We start from the raw sequence: 17,821 nt of genomic DNA, 5'->3' as shown, positions 1-17,821 counted from the left end.
ATAACACCCACTCACCAGTATGGTCCGACAAGGGGTGCTATGATACGCATTTTTGATGCATTTGAAAAGCATATTTTTTATACAAAATTATAAAAAATTTACTGAATAGGGATTGAAATTATTTAGTTTTTCCTGTAATACGACACCACTCTTCACGTTCTTGAATTGGATCTAATTCAAAACTGGCACTATACGCCTCTAAAACTGATTTTGCCTGTGTTGCTAAGATACCAGATAAACCTAATACACCATTCTTTTTAACTAATTGGCTTATGATTGGGTAAAGCTCTCTTAATGGACCAGCAAGAATATTAGCGACAACAACATCCGCTTTCATATCTGTAGGTTTATCATCTGATAAATACAATTTTAATCGTTCAGCTACACCATTTTGTTCTGCATTATTACGACTAGCTAAAATTGCTTGCGGATCAATATCGATGCCAATTGCTTCTTTAGCGCCTAATTTTAAAGCTGCAATCGCTAAAATCCCTGAGCCACAGCCAAAATCGATGACTGTCTTACCCGCTAAATCTAAACTATCTAACCATTCTAAACAAAGAGCTGTAGTTGGATGTGTTCCTGTACCAAAAGCTAAACCAGGATCTAACATTACATTAACTGCATTTTCATCTGGTACTTCACGCCAGCTAGGACAAATCCATAAACGTTTACCAAATTGCATCGGATGGAAATTATCCATCCATTCACGCTCCCAATCCTTATCTTCAATTTGCTCAATTTTATAAGCAGTATCATCGGTTAAATGCCCTGCTTGTTGTAATAATCGAACAATTTGCTGCATATCCGTTTCTGCATCAAATAAAGCAATCACATCTGTATTACCCCATAAACGGGTTTCACCAGGTAAAGGTTCAAAAATTGGTGTATCCTGACTATCCATAAATGTAACAGAGACAGAACCAACTTCTTCTAAATAATCACTAATTACTTCTGCTTTTTCATTTGTACTGTTTAAACGAATTTGTACCCAAGCCATATTCTTTCCTTACTTGTTATAAAATAATGGTATTAACAACTTCTCAACCATTTACTCAAATTTAAATGAGATTTAATTTTTTTTTCACCTATTTTATTCGCTATTAAAAAAGCGATTAACCCTAATATTAAGGCAGGTACAATTGCATGAAAATCAAATAATTTAATTTTACTAATAGTTAAATAAATATAACTGCCTAACCCGATAAGCATAGAAGCTATCGCACCATAGGCATTAGCTTTTTCCCAATAGATCCCTAATACAATCACCCACAAGAAAGTGGCCTCTAGCCCACCAAAAGCAAATAAATTTAACCAAATTATCATATCTGGGGGATTAAGTGCTAAAAATACTAAAACTATTGTAAGAACCAAGGTAATCGCTGAAGAAATATAAGTGATCAAGCGCTGATTCTGTGCCTTTTCTGGTTTAGCTGCAAGAAAAATGTCTTTTACAAAAATAGCTGATGATTGAATTAATTGAGCATCAATAGTTGACATAATTGCAGACATTGGGGCAGCTAAAAAGATCCCTGCCACAATGGGAGGTAAGACTTTTATCATCAGTGTTGGAATGACTTGATCTGGAATCGTTAAATCAGAAATAACCGCTCGTCCTAAAGCACCTGATAAATGCATGCCAAACATAATAATAGAAAGGATTACCGTACCGATAAGCATACCATTATGCAAAGCCTTACTATCTTTAAAAGCCATACAACGTACTGCTGTATGTGGCAAACCGACTACACCAAAACAGACTAATACCCAAAATGATGTCATAAATTGAAAATCTAACATATCATTTGGACCATAAGGAGAGACTAAGTGCGGGTCAATTTCCGTCAATTTTGCAATTGCTAACTCTGTTCCTCCCGCAGCATAAATAACTGCGACAAGTAAAATCATTGTGCCAAGGATCATGACTGTTCCTTGAATAGTATCTGTCAATACAACGGCACGAAAACCACCAATAAATGTATAAAGCCCAACGGTAATTGCGAAAATCAGTAGTGACTGTGTATAATCAATACCAATAGTAGTTTCTAATAAACGCCCACCACCTATAAATTGGGTAGTCATAGCAGCAAAGAATGCGATTAATAAGGAAATACTTGAAATCCATACTAAATATTTATTTTTATAACGATAGAGCAATAAATCATTAATCGTTAGTGCATTAGTTTCTCGAGATAACATGGCAAACTTTTTACCTAATGCACCTAATGCTAGCCAAACAGCAGGTACTTGAATCATGGATAACAATACCCAGCCTAAACCATATTTATAAGCCGCCCCTGGGCCTCCAACAAAAGAACTTGCACTAGCATAAGTTGAAGCGGTTGTCATCGCTAAAACAAAACCTGTCATTGAACGATTACCCACATAATATTCTGTAAGAAAATCCCCTCGCTGGCGCTTTACATAAGCATAAATTGCGGCACCGAAAACAAATGCGAGATAAATAACAAGAGGTAAAACAATTCCTAGATTCATCTTGGCATTTCCCCTGTCTTTTTATCTTCCAACGAGCTGTTAGTTTCTAAATCAATCTCTTGATAAACAATCTGAACTACCCAATAAGCAATTATCACAAACAGAATTGGTAAATAAATACAAGATAGTTCAAACCATAATGGAAAGCCAATAGGCCCTATTGTACCTTTAGGCAAATAGGCACATAGACACCAACCTATCACATATAAAATTGTGAGCGCTAACGCCCAGCGAGCTTCTTTCGCTGCTTGTCGATAACGTTGTTGAATATTCATTACGATCCTTACATAAAATCAATAAAATTAATAGAATAATGGAGAAAGGATAATTGTAAAAAAAGTGGATATAAAATCCACTTTTTATTTATTCAACCATACCTAATTTTTTCTCAAGATAATGAATATTCGTACCACCTTTTTGGAAATTTTCATCATCTAAAATTAAATGCTGTAGTGGAATATTGGTTTTAATACCATCAATGATAGTTTCAGATAAGGCATTTTGCATGCGGCGAATAGCACCTTCACGACTATCTGAATGAACAATAAGTTTAGCAATCATGGAATCATAATGTGGTGGCACACTATATCCAGCATACACATGAGAATCCCAACGTACCCCTAAACCACCTGGTGAATGTAAATGTACAATTTTGCCAGGTGAAGGTAAAAAAGTTTTAGGATCTTCCGCATTAATACGACACTCAATAGCATGTCCATGTACTTTAATATCATTTTGTGTCACAGAAAGTGGTAAACCTGCGGCAATACGTAATTGTTCTTTGACAATATCGACTCCTGTAATCATTTCTGTAACAGGATGCTCTACTTGTACACGAGTATTCATTTCAATGAAGTAGAATTTACCATCTTCATATAAAAATTCGAATGTACCCGCTCCACGATAACCAATTTCTATACAAGCTTTAGCACAGCGAGAACCAATATCACGACGAATTTCTTCAGTAATGCCTGGAGCAGGTGCTTCTTCTAATACTTTTTGGTGACGACGTTGCATTGAACAATCTCGTTCTGCAAGATAAACCGCATGTCCGTGAGTATCTGCAATCACTTGAATTTCTACATGGCGAGGATTTTCTAAATACTTTTCCATATAAACCATGTCATTATTAAATGCAGCTTTAGCTTCTGCTTTGGTCATAGCAATAGATTCTTCAAGAGCCTCATCACTACGCACAACACGCATGCCACGGCCGCCACCGCCACCAGAAGCTTTAATAATCACTGGATAACCGATACGGTTAGCAATTTGTTTATTTTTCACCATATCGCTACTTAATGGACCATCAGAACCTGGTACACAAGGTACACCAGCTTTCTTCATGGCATTAATCGCAGAAACTTTATCTCCCATTAAACGGATAACATCTGCAGTAGGACCAATAAAAATAAAACCTGAACGTTCAACCTGTTCTGCAAAATCAGCATTTTCAGACAAAAATCCATACCCAGGATGGACGGCATCTGCACCAGTCACTTCTGCTGCTGCAATAATGGCAGGCACATTTAGATAACTTTTTGTTGAAGGTGCTGGCCCAATACAAACTGTTTCATCTGCTAATAATACATGTTTAAGATCTCGGTCAGCCGTTGAGTGAACAGCAACAGTTTTAATGCCTAGTTCTTTACAAGCGCGCAGAATACGTAATGCGATTTCACCGCGATTGGCAATTACAACTTTTTCTAACATAAGAATTCCGTTTTTAATTGGTATGATGGAAACCCATCATAAAAATATAAATTGAGTGGGCTAATTAGCCCACCTTTAAACTATTCGATAATAATTAACGGTTCATCAAACTCAACAGCATCACCGTCATTAACAAGAATGGTTTTAACTATACCCGCTTTATCAGCCTCAATTCTATTCATCATTTTCATTGCTTCGACAATGCATAATGCATCGCCGACTTTCACCGCCTGACCAACTTCCACAAACACTTTTGCTTCAGGGCTTGGGCTACGATAGAACGTTCCTACCATTGGTGAACGAATCACATGACCTGATAACTCTTCTGCAACTGTTGGTGCAACAACAGCCATTACAGGAGCTTGAGCAACAGGGGCAACAACTGGAGCTGGTGTTGTCGCAGGTAAAGTATATTGCACTGAACTTGGTGCTGAACCACGGCTAATACGAACTGATTCTTCTCCCTCAGAGATTTCTAATTCCATAATGCCTGATTCTTCAACTAACTCAATAAGCTTTTTGATTTTACGAATATCCATTGCCATAATATTTGATCCGTGTGTTAATAAAATAAAATAACAGCCACACCTAGAATCATCTTCTCAAATGCAGTTGTGTAAAAATAATCACTCTATGAAAGAGTACCTGAAATCTAACCATTTTGCGATAAATTTCTGCGATTATACGTGGAATTATGCTTATTTTGCTAAATATTCTATTGCAAATTCAAAAGCACATTCATAACCTTTTTCACCTAACCCACAAATGACACCTTCTGCAACATCACTTAAATAAGAATGATGACGAAAGGGTTCACGTTTATGGATATTAGATAAGTGAACTTCTACAAAAGGAATAGATACAGCCAATAATGCATCTCTTAGTGCTACACTAGTATGCGTAAATGCCGCTGGGTTAATAATAATAAAATCGACTTGTTTAAAACTTTCATGGATTTTATTAATTAACTTTTCTTCACTATTCGTTTGAAAACATTCTAATGAAACTTGATGTTTTTCTGCTAAAACTCGGACTTTAGTTTCAATTGCGGCTAATGATAATGAACCATAATGTGTTGGCTCTCTCACCCCTAACATATTTAAGTTAGGGCCATTTAACAGCAAAATTCGAGAAGTTTGCGACATATTTATTCCTTTTTTAATTAAAGGCGATGCATTATAACGTTTTTTTGATAATTTGCAGTGCCTATGTGGTCAAACCTTTATTAATTTCTAAATAAATTAAAGAAAATAATCAATATATATTGCAGTTTGAGTTTAATTAAACTTTTATTTCCGTAATAAATTCAGAATTAAAATCAATTAACGGCAAAGCAGAATTTGGCCAAGCTCTTACTACTTGATATTCCATTAAATCTAGAGTATCCAAACCTGGCGTAGTATCTGGTGTATATTGTTGAGCAATACGTGCCAATTGCGATAAACCAAAACTACTTTCTATCGACGAACTAATTACCGCTTGCATACCCAAGTTATGTGCTTTTTCAATTAAGGAAACACAATATTCTAATGAACCTACTAATGTAGGCTTAATCACAATGGCACTCACATTAGGTTCCGCTACCACCTCAAAACCTGGCTCACGAACAGATTCATCCCAAGCAATTGCGATACCTGTTTCCGCAGCAAATTGACGACTTTCATCACGGGTTTTGCAAGGTTCTTCTAAAAATTGAATGCGGGCTCGATGTTCTGGTTTGACATATTTAGCAAACATTTGTGCTTTTGTAGGTGTCCAGCTACGATTAGCATCTAGACGCAGATAAAGATCGGGAATTGCTTCAAGTAACATATCGGCAATTAAACCATCTCGATTTGCTTCATACATTCCCACTTTTATCTTTGCAACTTTCTGACCTTTCATATTATCTAAAGGCTCATATAATTCATCAGGATCACCATAACATAAAGGTGCAGCCTGATAATTGCCTGCTTCATTTATACGACCTTTCATCTCTGCTAACGCACAGCTTAAACCAAATGCAACCGAAGGATATAAACCCTCAAAGGAAAGTTTTTCATCACGACTACGAGCAGCATTCCAATCTTTTAACCACTGAATAGTCTGTGCTTGTGCTTGTTCTAAGGTTTCTTCACTATATTCAGGTAAAGGGGCAATTTCTCCCCAACCTTCATTGTCTTTGCATTTAATTTGTACTAATAAGCCTTCACGTCGTTTTAAAAAACGATTACGTAAAATCAATTTGCTATCTACAGGAATTGAGTATTTATATAAATGATATTCTCGATTTGTCATCACGACTCCTAAAGATAAATAGGAAAAGTGCGGTCAAAATTTCTGAAAAATCTACCGCACTTAGATTAGAACTGGTTAAGGGTTACGTTTGAATTTACTAAAATCTGGCTCACGTTTTTGGTTAAACGCATTACGACCTTCTTGGCCTTCTTCTGTCATATAGAACAACATGGTTGCGTTACCTGCTAATTCTTGAAGACCTGCTTGACCATCACAATCCGCATTTAATGCAGCTTTTAAGCAACGCAATGCGATTGGACTGTTTTGTAACATTTCACGACACCAACGTACAGTTTCTTTTTCAAGATCTGCGTAAGGCACAACGGTATTGACTAAGCCCATATCTAATGCTTCTTGTGCATCATACATACGGCATAAGAACCAAATTTCACGGGCTTTTTTCTGACCGACAATACGTGCCATGTAACTTGCACCCCAGCCCCCATCAAATGAACCAACTTTAGGTCCTGTTTGACCAAATTTTGCGTTATCGGCTGCAATAGTTAAGTCACATATCATATGTAACACATGGCCACCGCCTACAGCATAACCAGCAACCATTGCCACAACAGGTTTTGGACAAGTACGGATATCACGCTGAAAGTCTAATACATTTAAATGATGGACACCACTTTCATCCTTATAACCACCGTAATCACCACGAATTTTTTGGTCACCACCCGCACAAAATGCATATTCGCCTTCGCCAGTTAATACGATAACACCAATTTTTTCATCAAAACGAGCATCTGAAAATGCGTGGATCATTTCTTTTACCGTTTGCGGACGGAAAGCATTACGTACTTCTGGACGGTTAATAGTAATTTTTGCAATACCATCTTTTGATTTATGATAACGAATATCGGTATAACCTTCGCTATGGTCAACCCATTCAACTGGTGCATAAAGAAATTCTTCACTTGGGTATAACATTATGAGTCCCTGTCTATAAGTTAATAAAAAGTGCGGTCATTATAGCGGAAATATTCAGGAAATTCATAAAAAATCCAATATTGATCACAAATTATAAATAATTTAAATGAACAAAAATTACTAAGTTTTATAATATGTATGATTATTTTCGAATAATCATCACAATTCAATTCTATAACTTACTGATATCACAAAGGTCTTATTATGAAATTAATTACTTGGCCTGTGGTTGCAGGTGCTGCACTTGGTATCATTGCTCCACTTCTAACCTATTATGGCAATCCTGGCAATATGGGATTCTGTGCGGCTTGTTTCATTCGAGATACTGCCGGCGGACTAGGTCTGCATCGAGCTGCTCCACTTCAATATATTCGTCCTGAATTAATTGGCTTAGTGCTTGGTGCTTTAGCAAGCGCTTTATTATCTAAAGAATATCGCCCACAAGGTGGATCCTCACCCATCACACGTATTGTGCTTGGTTTCTTTGCGATGATTGGCGCCTTAACCTTCTTAGGTTGTCCATGGCGTGCTTATTTACGTTTAGGCGGTGGTGATTTAACTGCAATCGCTGGAATTATTGGTTTATTTGTCGGGGTCTTAGGGGGTATTTTCTTTGCAAAAAGAGGATTCTCACTGGGTCGCTCAGAACAACAACATAAAGCAACGGGACTCATTCCAATTTTCTTTGTTTTATTATTGTTATTTTTAGTCTCAACTCAATTTAGCTTTGGAGAAAACCTAGGAATTTTTTTCTCATCTAAAGGTCCCGCCTCACAACATGCTAATCTCTGGCTCTCTTTAGGTGCAGGGGCAATTCTCGGAGGATTAATGCAAAAATCACATTTTTGTACTATCGGCGCATTCCGTAATTTTGTTTTATTTAGAGATACCCATTTATTAAATGGTGTCATTGCCTTAATTATTTTTACCTTTATTACTAATATTGCATTAGGTCAATTTCACTTAGGTATGGAAAACCAACCTATCACTCATACGCAGCATCTATGGAGTTTCTTTGGCATGTTGCTATGCGGTTTATGTTTTTCATTAGGTGGTGGCTGTCCTGGTAAGCAATTAGTACATTTAGGAGAAGGAGATAATGATTCTGCTTTGTTTGTATTAGGTATGTTATTAGGCGCTGCTGCTGCGCATAACTTTGGCTTTGCAGCTTCAGGCTCTGGTATTGGTGCCTTTACTATTCCTGCTCTGATTACAGGTTTTCTTTTCTGTTTATATGTAGGCTTCACTCATAAAAAATTAGAAGCTTAATAATAAAGGCGGAAATTCCGCCTTTATAACCAATATTAACTGATTAATTTTGCAATCACCTTTGCATATTCCTGTGGATTTTCGAGATGAGCATTATGACCTGCTTGATTAATCACAATCATATTTAATTTCTCTTGTCGAGCCAGTTCCCTAAACTTACGATCTTTTTCACCAACTAAATAATAAACAGGTAGCTCACATTCTCGCAGCTTATCACCTAAATAAGGTTGTTTTGCTAAAGATGTCGCTTGCAACATTTTACCAATATTTTCACCGCAGTTGGCAGCACGTTTTGCAATTAAAGCGGCACGTTGCATTTCAGTTAAATGTGCAAAAACAGGCTGTTGATACCAATCATTGAGCACATTTTCTATGGGCTCATCCATAAAACGTTGTGCCCAAAATTTATCATTTTCCCACCGCACTTTGCGTGCATTATCATCCGTTAAACCGAGATTTACCCCTTCTAAAATGAGCCCTTGCAAGTTTCCCTTAGCACATTGTGCTTGTAAAGCATAATAGAGGGCAATTCGTCCGCCTAATGAATAACCAACAATCATATAAGGTTGATGACCTACTGCAATTTTGATCTGTTTAGAAAGATAACTCGCAGTATTATCAAAGCTCTTCACTTCCGTCAATTTAGCACTTCCATGGAAAGGTAAATCTAAAGTAATACAATGAAAGTGCGGTAGCAATTCAGAAATTTTTGACCAATCTTCCTGTGTACCCAGTAAACCATGGAGAAAAACTATATTCATCATTGTTTCAAATTCCATCTATAAAAAAACCTTGATCAGCCATCAAGGTTTCTTTTTATTAATTGAATTATTATGCACCAATAACCGCATAACTAATTTGTTCAATAAGACGTTTATAAATATTACTACCGTCTGTTGGACCAACTTTAATTTCAATTACCGTTGCCTCTTTGCGAGCATATGCTTGTTTTAATACAGAACTTAAATCCGCCCAAGTATATGGACGCGCATATTTTAAATCAAACATAGAGGCTGCTTGAGAAAATTCCGTATGATGTGGCATACGATATAAATCACTTTTCACTGAAGCATCTACAGGCAACATATCAAAGATCGCCCCGCCATTATTATTAATTAAGAAAATAATGGTTGGTTGAGTGACATTCTTAAATAATGCAAAGGAATTCAAATCATATAATGCGGATACATCACCAATCATCGCAACAACTGGCTGATTTGAACCAATACCTACACCTGCGGCAGTTGCTAATAAACCATCAATGCCACTGGCACCACGGTTTGTTACCACAGGATAGCCCTCAGGTAATTTGGCTAATGCATCTGCTAAACGAACAAATAAACTATTTCCTAAAAATAATACGCCATTATTAGGCAAAATTCGTGCAATATGATGTGCTAATGAGGCTTCATTTAAATTGCCCCCGACTTGCTGTTCAATAAAACTTGCACAGAATTTTGATAATGCTAGAGGCTCTAGCAACCAAGGTTTTTGACGTAATGGAGGATGAGAACGCAACCAATGATGCACTTTTGCTGTAAAACGAGTATGAATATGATGGTAAGGATCAACCCGTTGTACACTTTCATCGACAATCCAATATTCTCCATCAAAATCAGCTAAAAATTGATTAATGCGTTTACTAATAAAACCATGTCCAAGTTGCAAGACAAGATCTGCTTGTAATAATTTCTCACGTACAGTTTTATTGGCTAACCAAATATCCGCATAAGGCAAGCTGGCTTCTACGCCAGATTGAATATCGGTTAGCACAACCCAACCCATAGTATTCGCCCAAGTGGTGATACCCATACCTTGTTCAGGAGTTAAACGCCCTACAACAATGACGCCTCGTTTGGTACGCCAATAATCCCAATGCTCATGCATTACTACTTCTTCTTGTAAACTTTGATGCTCTGCCCAAGGTTTATTATGAGTAAGCCAACGTTGTACTGGTGCTAACCATGGATGACTATCAATTTCATCTTCATTAGCATCATATAATGGTTCTGCGAATGGCACATTAATATGCACGACACCAGCTTGTTGTTTCTGTTGATGGCAAGCATGATCTAAAGTTGAAATTAACCAAGTGACAACATAATCCTGGCTAGGACGGGGTAAATTTACGCTGACTACGGGATAATTGGCAAACATATTCTCTTGAAGAATAGCTTGGTTTGCACCACATTCAATGAGTTCATCTGGACGATCTGCAGTCAGAACAATTAAATTAATTCCTGTCTGACGAGCCTCCACAATGGCCGGATAAAGATTAGCAGCGGCAGTTCCTGATGTCACAATTACAGCCACTGGCATTTTCGAGGATTTTGCTAATCCTAAAGCAAAAAAACCGAGCCCACGTTCATCCCAATGTGTGTGAATATTAATACGATGCTGATCTTGCAAACGATTTGCTTCTAATGTTAAAGGCGTTGAGCGAGAACCTGGAGCAATACAAATGTGTTTCACTCCATGACGTGTTAAAGTCTCAAGAATCACTTTTGACCAACAACGATTAAATGTACTGACTGACATATTTATTCTCCACTGCTCTGTAATAAAGATAATAACCCTGATGCTTTTCTTTCAATTTCTTGCCATTCTAATAACGGGATAGATCCGGCGACAATCCCTGCGCCTGCAAAAATACGAATTCGATTTTGTTCAACAAATGCAGAACGTAACGTCACACAAAATTCTGATTTCACCTGGCTCATAAAACCTAATGTGCCAGCATACCAACTACGATCAAAAATTTCTATTTGTTTTAAAAATGCCAATGCGGCTTGCTTTGGCAAACCAGCCACTGCCGCAGTAGGATGGATTGCTTTTAAACAAACTTCATCTCCATTAAGTGCGGTTAATTTTGCAAAAATTTTTCTACGTAGATGTTGTACCACACGAAGACGTTTTAATTCAATAGGTTGTACCTCAATTTGTGTTGTGAATGCCTGAATATTACCACAAATATCATCTACCACGAGGCTATTTTCATATTCATTTTTCTTATCGTTTAATAACCATTCACCAAATTTCTGATTCTGTTCAGCATTTTCAGTCATACTGGCAGTTCCCGCTAAAGCCTCAGTTTTTAAATCGCAACCATCACGTAAATATAAACGCTCTGGTGATGAACCAATAAATACTGAATTGGCTTGTTCAGCGAATAAGAAATGGTAACAGCCTGTATTTTTCGATTCGCTTTCTGCTAATAAATCAATAGCATCAATCACATCTTCACTTTCAAATAGGCTTTCATTGGCTAATACAGCTTTATTAAAGGTACCTTTCTGAATTTCAGCCAATGCCTGTTCAACCCATTCACACCATTGTTGTTGATTAGCTCGCTTACTAACCAATTTCACAGATTGGCGAAGGGGTAAAAGTGCGGTATTTTTAGCAAAAATTTCTAAGCATTTTACCGCGCTTTGTTTTTCATCATGCCAGTTTAGACGATTATCAATACATAAACTCGCAATCAATTGATGATCTTTTTGTTGTAATAAAATACGAGGTACATAGAAATCACTTTGCCCATTGAAAGTGATGCCACCAACAAGGATAAGAGCATGATTTTGAATAAATGCCTGAGCAGAATTTATATCAGAAAATGACCGCACTTTACCTACCGCGGCAAGACAATGTTGATTATCAGAAAATGAATCAACTCGAGAATTTAAGTAAAACTGTGGATAATCTGATTGCGCTTTTAGCCATGCTAAGAGATTTAATTCAGCCTTAACTTGGGCAGTAAAAACGATGACATCCTGCTTAAGATCTAAAGGTTGATGCGCATCAATTTGCTGCATTAACTGCTGTTGTAATGAGTGCAAACTATCCATGTGGTAAAAAATATTGGTTATAAATCAAGCTAAACTGAATAAGTTTTGTCTTTTTCTATAGAAGAAAAAGGTTAATCAAATTTTGCATTTTACCGCAATTTGAAAAAATTTTTTAGTAAATCTTTTATTCTTCATAAAATAAGCGTAAATTGATTCAATCTCAACCAATGCAATATATAAAGGTAGCTATATGGAAATCTTTCCTAAATCCAATAAATTAGAACACGTATGCTATGATATTCGTGGGCCAGTACACAAAGCCGCCATAAAACTTGAAGAAGAAGGCTACAAAATTCTTAAATTAAATATTGGCAATCCCGCCCCTTTCGGTTTTGATGCTCCTGATGAAATTCTGATTGATGTCATTCGCAATTTGCCCACCGCACAAGGTTATTGCGAATCAAAAGGGTTATATTCTGCTCGTAAGGCGATTGTGCAATATTATCAATCTAAAGGGGTAATCGATTCCACTGTAAATGATGTTTATATCGGTAACGGTGCATCAGAATTGATTACTATGTCAATGCAAGCGCTGTTAAATGATAACGACGAAGTTCTTGTTCCCGCACCAGATTACCCTCTTTGGACTGCCGCAGTGACCTTATCTGGGGGAAAAGCAGTACATTATATTTGCGATGAACAACAAGATTGGTTTCCTGATATAGACGATATAAAAAGTAAAGTGACATCTCGAACCAAAGCCATTGTGATTATCAATCCTAACAACCCAACAGGTGCGGTATATAGTAAAGAATTATTGTTAGAGATTGCTGAAATTGCACGTCAAAATAAGCTGTTAATTTTTGCCGATGAAATTTACGATAAGATTTTATATGATGGTGCGGTTCATCACCATATTGCAGCCCTTGCACCTGATTTATTAACGATTACTTTAAATGGCTTATCCAAAGCCTATCGAGTTTGTGGTTTCCGCCAAGGCTGGATGATTCTTAATGGACCAAAAGAAAAAGCAAAAGGTTATATTGAAGGTCTAGATATGATTGCCTCAATGCGTTTATGTGCGAATGTGCCAATGCAACATGCTATTCAAACGGCATTAGGCGGCTATCAAAGCATTAATGAATTAATTTTACCAGGTGGTCGTTTATTAGAACAACGCAATAAAGCCTTTGAATTAATTAATAATATTCCTGGTGTGAGTTGCGTGAAACCAATGGGAGCACTTTATATGTTCCCGAAACTTGATATTAAGAAATTTAATATTTATGACGATGAAAAACTGGTGCTTGATTTATTAGCACAAGAAAAAGTGTTATTAGTACATGGAAGAGCCTTTAACTGGCCAGAACCAGATCACTTCCGTATTGTGACATTACCTTATGTCAATCAATTAGAAGATGCATTAACTCGATTTGCTCGTTTCCTAGAAAACTATCATCAGTAATCATCAAAATGAAAAGGCGGATTTTTTATAATCCGCCTTTTTAATTTTTAGTAAGATGAATCAACTAAAACTTCTTCACCATATCCACCGTTAACAGGCAATGGACGGTTAGTACTCACCGCAGAGCGAATCACTCGAATACCTCGAACCCCAGCTTCACGGGCCGCCAACACATCATCATTGCTATCACCATAGTGAATGCTTACTTTATTCTCAACAATAAATCTGGTTTTATCGTATTTATATGGATCTTTCGGAGTATCAAAAGTATAGTTGATAGGTTTCATATTTTTTACTTTGAACGCTTTTTCAAGAATACGACCTAATTGATCAATTTGTGTTAAATCTTGATCAGCATGAGGAGTACGTCCTGTAATAAAGATAACTTGGTCACCTCGCTCTTGATGCATTTCAATTAGCTTCTTCGCTGATTCTTTTGGAATAGAATATTTATCGCAACCATCTGCTACAAAATTCCAATAGGCTTGATTCTTCAAATAATCATAGCTATCAGGTGAAAATGTGTTTTTACCGTAGTAGAAACATTGTGAAGATACTAAAACAGTATCATCAATATCAAAACTTACTGTAATCGGTTTTTGGCCTTTTAATTGTTCACGAATCTCATCTACAGAAATCCATTTGACATCCGCTTCGTGCTTATGATCAATCGCTGTAATACCAGGATGAGTATAATCTACTTTAGGTCCTTTTGCTGAAACTGAAAATGCCATTGTGGCAACAGATAAACCAATTAAACTGACTTTAAATAAAGACATAATTATTCCCTTAATGTGAGTAATGAAAAATTCCATAGGCTGATGAAACCAATTCAACAGAAGTTAATTATAGCAAGTCAAATGTGTTTTTACAGTGCGGGGGATCACAAATAACGCAAAAACTCCACATAACATCATTAATAAAAACACCCAATGGGTTGAAATCGGATAAATTAATCCTGAAAGTAAGGTAAATAATGCTACCACAGCATTAGTGGCTAACCCGCTATAAAGGGATTGTAGCCTTACCATGGTATGACGAGGTTGCATAGCAATATAACGCACCATAGCATAATGCATGGCTGCAAAGGTAATACTATGCAAACATTGCAGAATCGCCATACTCCAAATATCCTCAACATAGCTAAATAATCCCCAACGAATGACTACAGCTATCGCGGCTAAATAGAAAATACTGGAGATTGACCAATGTTTAAATAACTTACCTGAAAAGAAAAATAACAGAATTTCTGAAGCAACACTTAATCCCCATAATAAACTGGTGGTTTCAACAGGAATGCCTGCACTTGCCCAATAAATCATACTATATACATAATAGGCAGCATGAGAACCTTGAATAAGCATTGCACTGATCATTAATCTAAGATGCGTTTTATTATTTAATAATTCTAAAAAACCTACCGCACTTTTCGCCTCGACTTTCTTTTCATCTTGAGGTTTAGGTTCAGGAGACACTAGTTGAACAACACTATATAAAGTAAATAAGCCAACTAATATCCAAATAATATATTGCTCACCAATAGCACCAATTAGATGTCCAAAAACCGTCACTCCAATAACAAAAGCCAATGAACCAATTAATCTTGCCCGTCCATAATCTAATTTTACCTGGCTTTGCCAAGTGGTAGCCATAGAATCAGTTAAAGGCATTCCCGCTGAATTAATCATGCTAAATAAGCCAATTGCAATAAAAATCATCCAAAAACTTTCTGCTACAAAGGCGATGATTAACGTCATCAGCACAGTAGCCCAAGCAAGTAATCGCAAGCTTGGTAAAATCTGTGAAACTCGTTTAACTAAACTTGGAAAATAAATTCCTCCAATAAAACGAAATAAATAAGAAGAGGCAATCACCGTACCAATTAATTCTTCACCATAAGATTGAGATTTCAACCATACAGGTAAAAAAGGAACAGTAACGCCATAAGCCACATAATAGCCAAAGTAGCTCAACGCTAGCCAAGTAAAAGGACGAACAGTCATTAAAATAATTTTTCCATTTCTTTAGAACGAGCGACACAAGCCTGCATCGCTTGTTTAACTATCTGCTCAAGTTGTTGTTGATTAAATACAGCCAATGCAGCAGCTGTTGTACCACCTTTTGAGGTCACATTTTCACGTAAAGTCGAAAGATCTAGCTGTGGGTTATTCACCACCATTTTTGTGGCACCGAATGCAGACTGTTGAACTAAAGTGCGAGCATTTTCAGCAGAAATACCCATTTCTACTAAAGCTTTTTGCATCATTTCCATAAACAGGAAGAAATAAGCAGGACTTGAGCCTGAAGCCGCAGTAACCACGTGCATTTCCTCTTCATTTGCTGCCCAGTAGGTTTCACCGACCGCATTCAATAAAGCTTCTGCAAATTGACGATATTCCTCGCTCAATGTGGATTTTCCATATAATCCAGCCATGCCTTCAGACACTAAAGCGGGTGTATTTGGCATAACTCTAACAATACTTTGAGCCGTTGGTAAAAGTGAACTAATACGTGCAATAGAAATACCTGCCGCAATGGAAATCACTAATTTTTGGCTAAAATCTACCGCACTTAATGCCCGACAGGTTTCCGCCATCGCTTGCGGTTTTACAGCCAATACAATGACTTCTGCTTTCTCCACCGCAGCTAAATTAGATAAATCCACTCGCACATTTTTCTCTGCAAATAATTCACGTTTATGTGCATTACGATCACAGACAATTAATTTATTTGCAGGATAGCCTTTATTCAACAGACCGAAAACCATCGCCTGAGCCATATTTCCACCACCAATAAATGCTATCATTTTCTGTTGCATAAGCTTCACCTTCAGTAAAATTTTTGAAAATAAGACCGCACTTTTATGAAAAAAAGTAAGCGATTTATATAAATCCCTGTAAAATGTCGCTTATTCTACCCTACAAACAATATAAAGGTTAAGGACAAAATGTACTGGTTTAAAAATGCGATGATTTATCGTTTAACAAAAGATCTAGATTGGTCAGAAGATCAACTACAACAAAATTTAGCTCAATGTGAATATCATCCTTGTGGTCAATCAGATATGAGCAAATTTGGTTGGACTAATCCATTACGTGGCTCTGAATTATTGCATTTTTCAGTGAATAAACAGATTCTTTTAGTGGCTCATAAAGAAGAAAAAATCATTCCAAGCCATGTGATAAAACGTGAATTAGACAACCGAATTAATGATTTGGAAGAAAAAGAAAATCGCAAATTGAAAAAAACTGAAAAACAAGCATTAAAAGACGATGTGGTTTCTGTGCTATTACCCCGAGCATTCAGTAAAAATCAACAAACGGCAATTTGGATTAATACTGAAACTAACTTAGTTTATGTGGATACAGCTTCCAGTAAACGTGCGGAAGATGTGTTAGCATTGTTACGTAAATCTCTTGGTTCATTACCTGTAGTGCCCTTAGCTTTTGCAAATGAGCCTGCTGTAATAATGACAGATTGGATTGTGAAAGAAGAAGTTCCGCAATGGTTGATACCATTAGAAGAAGCAGAACTTAAAGCGAGTGACGATAAAGGTATTATTCGTTGCAAAAACCAAGCCCTAGATAGTGATGAAATTATCAGCCATTTACAAGCTGGAAAATTTGTGACAAAACTTGCCTTGGAATGGGAAGAACATCTTAGATTTGTGCTAAACGATGATGCAACTTTGAAGCGTTTAAAATTCGCTGATATGATCAGAGAGAAAAATGATGACATTCTAAAAGAAGATTTTGCACAACGTTTTGATGCGGATTTCCTTCTGATGACGGGAGAATTGGCAAAATTAACTGCAAATCTGATTGATGATTTTGGTGGTGAGAAACAACGTTTATAAACTGAGGGTAATTTTATAAGGTGGGCTTGT

17 protein-coding genes are annotated in these 17,821 nt (G+C 36.7%); 3 read left to right on the top strand and 14 right to left on the bottom strand.

Annotation, left to right across the window (positions count from 1 at the left end; genetic code table 11):
• Positions 1 to 118 precede the first annotated feature (118 nt).
• The 8 genes from prmA to menB form a co-directional block, all read right to left on the bottom strand.
• Positions 119 to 1,000 (bottom strand): 50S ribosomal protein L11 methyltransferase, encoded by an 882-nt coding sequence (gene prmA / locus BN1226_RS04630; protein ID WP_044470195.1) that lies wholly within the window; start codon positions 998 to 1,000, stop codon positions 119 to 121.
• 32 nt (positions 1,001 to 1,032) lie between these two features.
• Entirely contained in the window at positions 1,033 to 2,496 is a 1,464-nt protein-coding gene (gene panF, locus BN1226_RS04625) for a sodium/pantothenate symporter (protein ID WP_044470194.1), read from the bottom strand.
• Entirely contained in the window at positions 2,493 to 2,771 is a 279-nt protein-coding gene (locus tag BN1226_RS04620) for a YhdT family protein (RefSeq protein ID WP_044470193.1), read from the bottom strand. The genes panF and BN1226_RS04620 overlap by 4 nt, the downstream gene beginning before the upstream one ends.
• Positions 2,772 to 2,859: 88 nt before the next feature.
• Entirely contained in the window at positions 2,860 to 4,206 is a 1,347-nt protein-coding gene (gene accC / locus BN1226_RS04615; RefSeq protein WP_044470192.1) for an acetyl-CoA carboxylase biotin carboxylase subunit, read from the bottom strand.
• An 80-nt stretch (positions 4,207 to 4,286) separates the two neighbouring features.
• A complete protein-coding gene (gene accB, locus BN1226_RS04610; protein WP_040596624.1) occupies positions 4,287 to 4,745 on the bottom strand; it encodes an acetyl-CoA carboxylase biotin carboxyl carrier protein in 459 nt (152 codons plus the stop codon).
• Between the two features lie 159 nt (positions 4,746 to 4,904).
• Positions 4,905 to 5,351, bottom strand: coding sequence for a type II 3-dehydroquinate dehydratase (gene aroQ / locus BN1226_RS04605; RefSeq protein WP_044470191.1), 447 nt, complete (start codon positions 5,349 to 5,351; stop codon positions 4,905 to 4,907).
• Between the two features lie 136 nt (positions 5,352 to 5,487).
• Positions 5,488 to 6,483: an o-succinylbenzoate synthase gene (gene menC, locus BN1226_RS04600; RefSeq protein ID WP_044470190.1), complete on the bottom strand. Its 996-nt coding sequence runs from the start codon at positions 6,481 to 6,483 to the stop codon at positions 5,488 to 5,490.
• A gap of 75 nt (positions 6,484 to 6,558) precedes the next feature.
• Positions 6,559 to 7,416 carry a 1,4-dihydroxy-2-naphthoyl-CoA synthase gene (gene menB, locus BN1226_RS04595; protein WP_005761680.1) on the bottom strand — a complete coding sequence of 286 codons (858 nt, stop codon included), beginning with the start codon at positions 7,414 to 7,416 and terminating at the stop codon, positions 6,559 to 6,561.
• A 204-nt stretch (positions 7,417 to 7,620) separates the two neighbouring features.
• Between menB and yedE the strand changes: the two genes are divergently transcribed.
• Positions 7,621 to 8,685, top strand: a complete 1,065-nt coding sequence (gene yedE, locus BN1226_RS04590) for a YedE family putative selenium transporter (protein WP_044470189.1) — start codon at positions 7,621 to 7,623, stop codon at positions 8,683 to 8,685.
• A 35-nt stretch (positions 8,686 to 8,720) separates the two neighbouring features.
• Here the strand turns inward: yedE and menH are convergent, their stop codons facing one another.
• The 3 genes from menH to BN1226_RS04575 form a co-directional block, all read right to left on the bottom strand.
• Positions 8,721 to 9,449: a 2-succinyl-6-hydroxy-2,4-cyclohexadiene-1-carboxylate synthase gene (menH, locus tag BN1226_RS04585; RefSeq protein ID WP_044470233.1), complete on the bottom strand. Its 729-nt coding sequence runs from the start codon at positions 9,447 to 9,449 to the stop codon at positions 8,721 to 8,723.
• Positions 9,450 to 9,516: 67 nt separating this feature from the next.
• Positions 9,517 to 11,223 (bottom strand): 2-succinyl-5-enolpyruvyl-6-hydroxy-3-cyclohexene-1-carboxylic-acid synthase, encoded by a 1,707-nt coding sequence (menD, locus tag BN1226_RS04580; RefSeq protein WP_044470188.1) that lies wholly within the window; start codon positions 11,221 to 11,223, stop codon positions 9,517 to 9,519.
• A gap of 2 nt (positions 11,224 to 11,225) precedes the next feature.
• A complete protein-coding gene (locus tag BN1226_RS04575) occupies positions 11,226 to 12,530 on the bottom strand; it encodes an isochorismate synthase (RefSeq protein ID WP_044470187.1) in 1,305 nt (434 codons plus the stop codon).
• Positions 12,531 to 12,720: 190 nt separating this feature from the next.
• Between BN1226_RS04575 and BN1226_RS04570 the strand changes: the two genes are divergently transcribed.
• Complete coding sequence (locus BN1226_RS04570) at positions 12,721 to 13,935, top strand: pyridoxal phosphate-dependent aminotransferase (RefSeq protein WP_044470186.1); 1,215 nt, start codon at positions 12,721 to 12,723, stop codon at positions 13,933 to 13,935.
• A 47-nt stretch (positions 13,936 to 13,982) separates the two neighbouring features.
• Here BN1226_RS04570 and aphA read toward each other — a convergent pair whose 3' ends face one another.
• Genes aphA through proC form a run of 3 tightly spaced genes read right to left on the bottom strand, consistent with a single transcriptional unit; the run spans position 13,983 to position 16,753 of the window.
• Positions 13,983 to 14,717: an acid phosphatase AphA gene (gene aphA / locus BN1226_RS04565; protein WP_420835346.1), complete on the bottom strand. Its 735-nt coding sequence runs from the start codon at positions 14,715 to 14,717 to the stop codon at positions 13,983 to 13,985.
• Positions 14,718 to 14,777: 60 nt separating this feature from the next.
• Positions 14,778 to 15,938 carry a 3-phenylpropionate MFS transporter gene (locus tag BN1226_RS04560; protein ID WP_044470184.1) on the bottom strand — a complete coding sequence of 387 codons (1,161 nt, stop codon included), beginning with the start codon at positions 15,936 to 15,938 and terminating at the stop codon, positions 14,778 to 14,780.
• Positions 15,938 to 16,753 (bottom strand): pyrroline-5-carboxylate reductase, encoded by an 816-nt coding sequence (gene proC / locus BN1226_RS04555; RefSeq protein WP_044470183.1) that lies wholly within the window; start codon positions 16,751 to 16,753, stop codon positions 15,938 to 15,940. Before proC ends, BN1226_RS04560 begins: the two co-directional genes overlap by 1 nt.
• A gap of 129 nt (positions 16,754 to 16,882) precedes the next feature.
• Here proC and rdgC point away from each other — a divergent pair, with 129 nt between their 5' ends.
• Complete coding sequence (gene rdgC, locus BN1226_RS04550; RefSeq protein WP_044470182.1) at positions 16,883 to 17,791, top strand: recombination-associated protein RdgC; 909 nt, start codon at positions 16,883 to 16,885, stop codon at positions 17,789 to 17,791.
• The last annotated feature ends 30 nt before the right edge of the window (positions 17,792 to 17,821 follow it).

The organism is Mannheimia massilioguelmaensis (genome assembly GCF_000940515.1).
In the GTDB taxonomy this organism is placed as follows: Bacteria; Pseudomonadota; Gammaproteobacteria; order Enterobacterales; family Pasteurellaceae; genus Basfia; species Basfia bettyae.
Note: the sequence above shows the minus strand (reverse complement) of the source record. Positions and strands in the feature narration are given on the sequence as shown.

Bases quoted from the DNA above. Each gene is read 5' to 3' on its own strand.
- aroQ (WP_044470191.1), bottom strand. From the start codon at position 5,351: ATGTCGCAAACTTCTCGAATTTTGCTGTTAAATGGCCCTAACTTAAAT.
- panF (WP_044470194.1), bottom strand. From the start codon at position 2,496: ATGAATCTAGGAATTGTTTTACCTCTTGTTATTTATCTCGCATTTGTT.
- accC (WP_044470192.1), bottom strand. From the start codon at position 4,206: ATGTTAGAAAAAGTTGTAATTGCCAATCGCGGTGAAATCGCATTACGT.
- prmA (WP_044470195.1), bottom strand. From the start codon at position 1,000: ATGGCTTGGGTACAAATTCGTTTAAACAGTACAAATGAAAAAGCAGAA.
- menH (WP_044470233.1), bottom strand. From the start codon at position 9,449: ATGATGAATATAGTTTTTCTCCATGGTTTACTGGGTACACAGGAAGAT.
- menD (WP_044470188.1), bottom strand. From the start codon at position 11,223: ATGTCAGTCAGTACATTTAATCGTTGTTGGTCAAAAGTGATTCTTGAG.
- BN1226_RS04560 (WP_044470184.1), bottom strand. From the start codon at position 15,938: ATGACTGTTCGTCCTTTTACTTGGCTAGCGTTGAGCTACTTTGGCTAT.
- menC (WP_044470190.1), bottom strand. From the start codon at position 6,483: ATGACAAATCGAGAATATCATTTATATAAATACTCAATTCCTGTAGAT.
- BN1226_RS04570 (WP_044470186.1), top strand. From the start codon at position 12,721: ATGGAAATCTTTCCTAAATCCAATAAATTAGAACACGTATGCTATGAT.
- yedE (WP_044470189.1), top strand. From the start codon at position 7,621: ATGAAATTAATTACTTGGCCTGTGGTTGCAGGTGCTGCACTTGGTATC.
- rdgC (WP_044470182.1), top strand. From the start codon at position 16,883: ATGTACTGGTTTAAAAATGCGATGATTTATCGTTTAACAAAAGATCTA.
- accB (WP_040596624.1), bottom strand. From the start codon at position 4,745: ATGGATATTCGTAAAATCAAAAAGCTTATTGAGTTAGTTGAAGAATCA.
- menB (WP_005761680.1), bottom strand. From the start codon at position 7,416: ATGTTATACCCAAGTGAAGAATTTCTTTATGCACCAGTTGAATGGGTT.
- BN1226_RS04575 (WP_044470187.1), bottom strand. From the start codon at position 12,530: ATGGATAGTTTGCACTCATTACAACAGCAGTTAATGCAGCAAATTGAT.
- proC (WP_044470183.1), bottom strand. From the start codon at position 16,753: ATGCAACAGAAAATGATAGCATTTATTGGTGGTGGAAATATGGCTCAG.
- BN1226_RS04620 (WP_044470193.1), bottom strand. From the start codon at position 2,771: ATGAATATTCAACAACGTTATCGACAAGCAGCGAAAGAAGCTCGCTGG.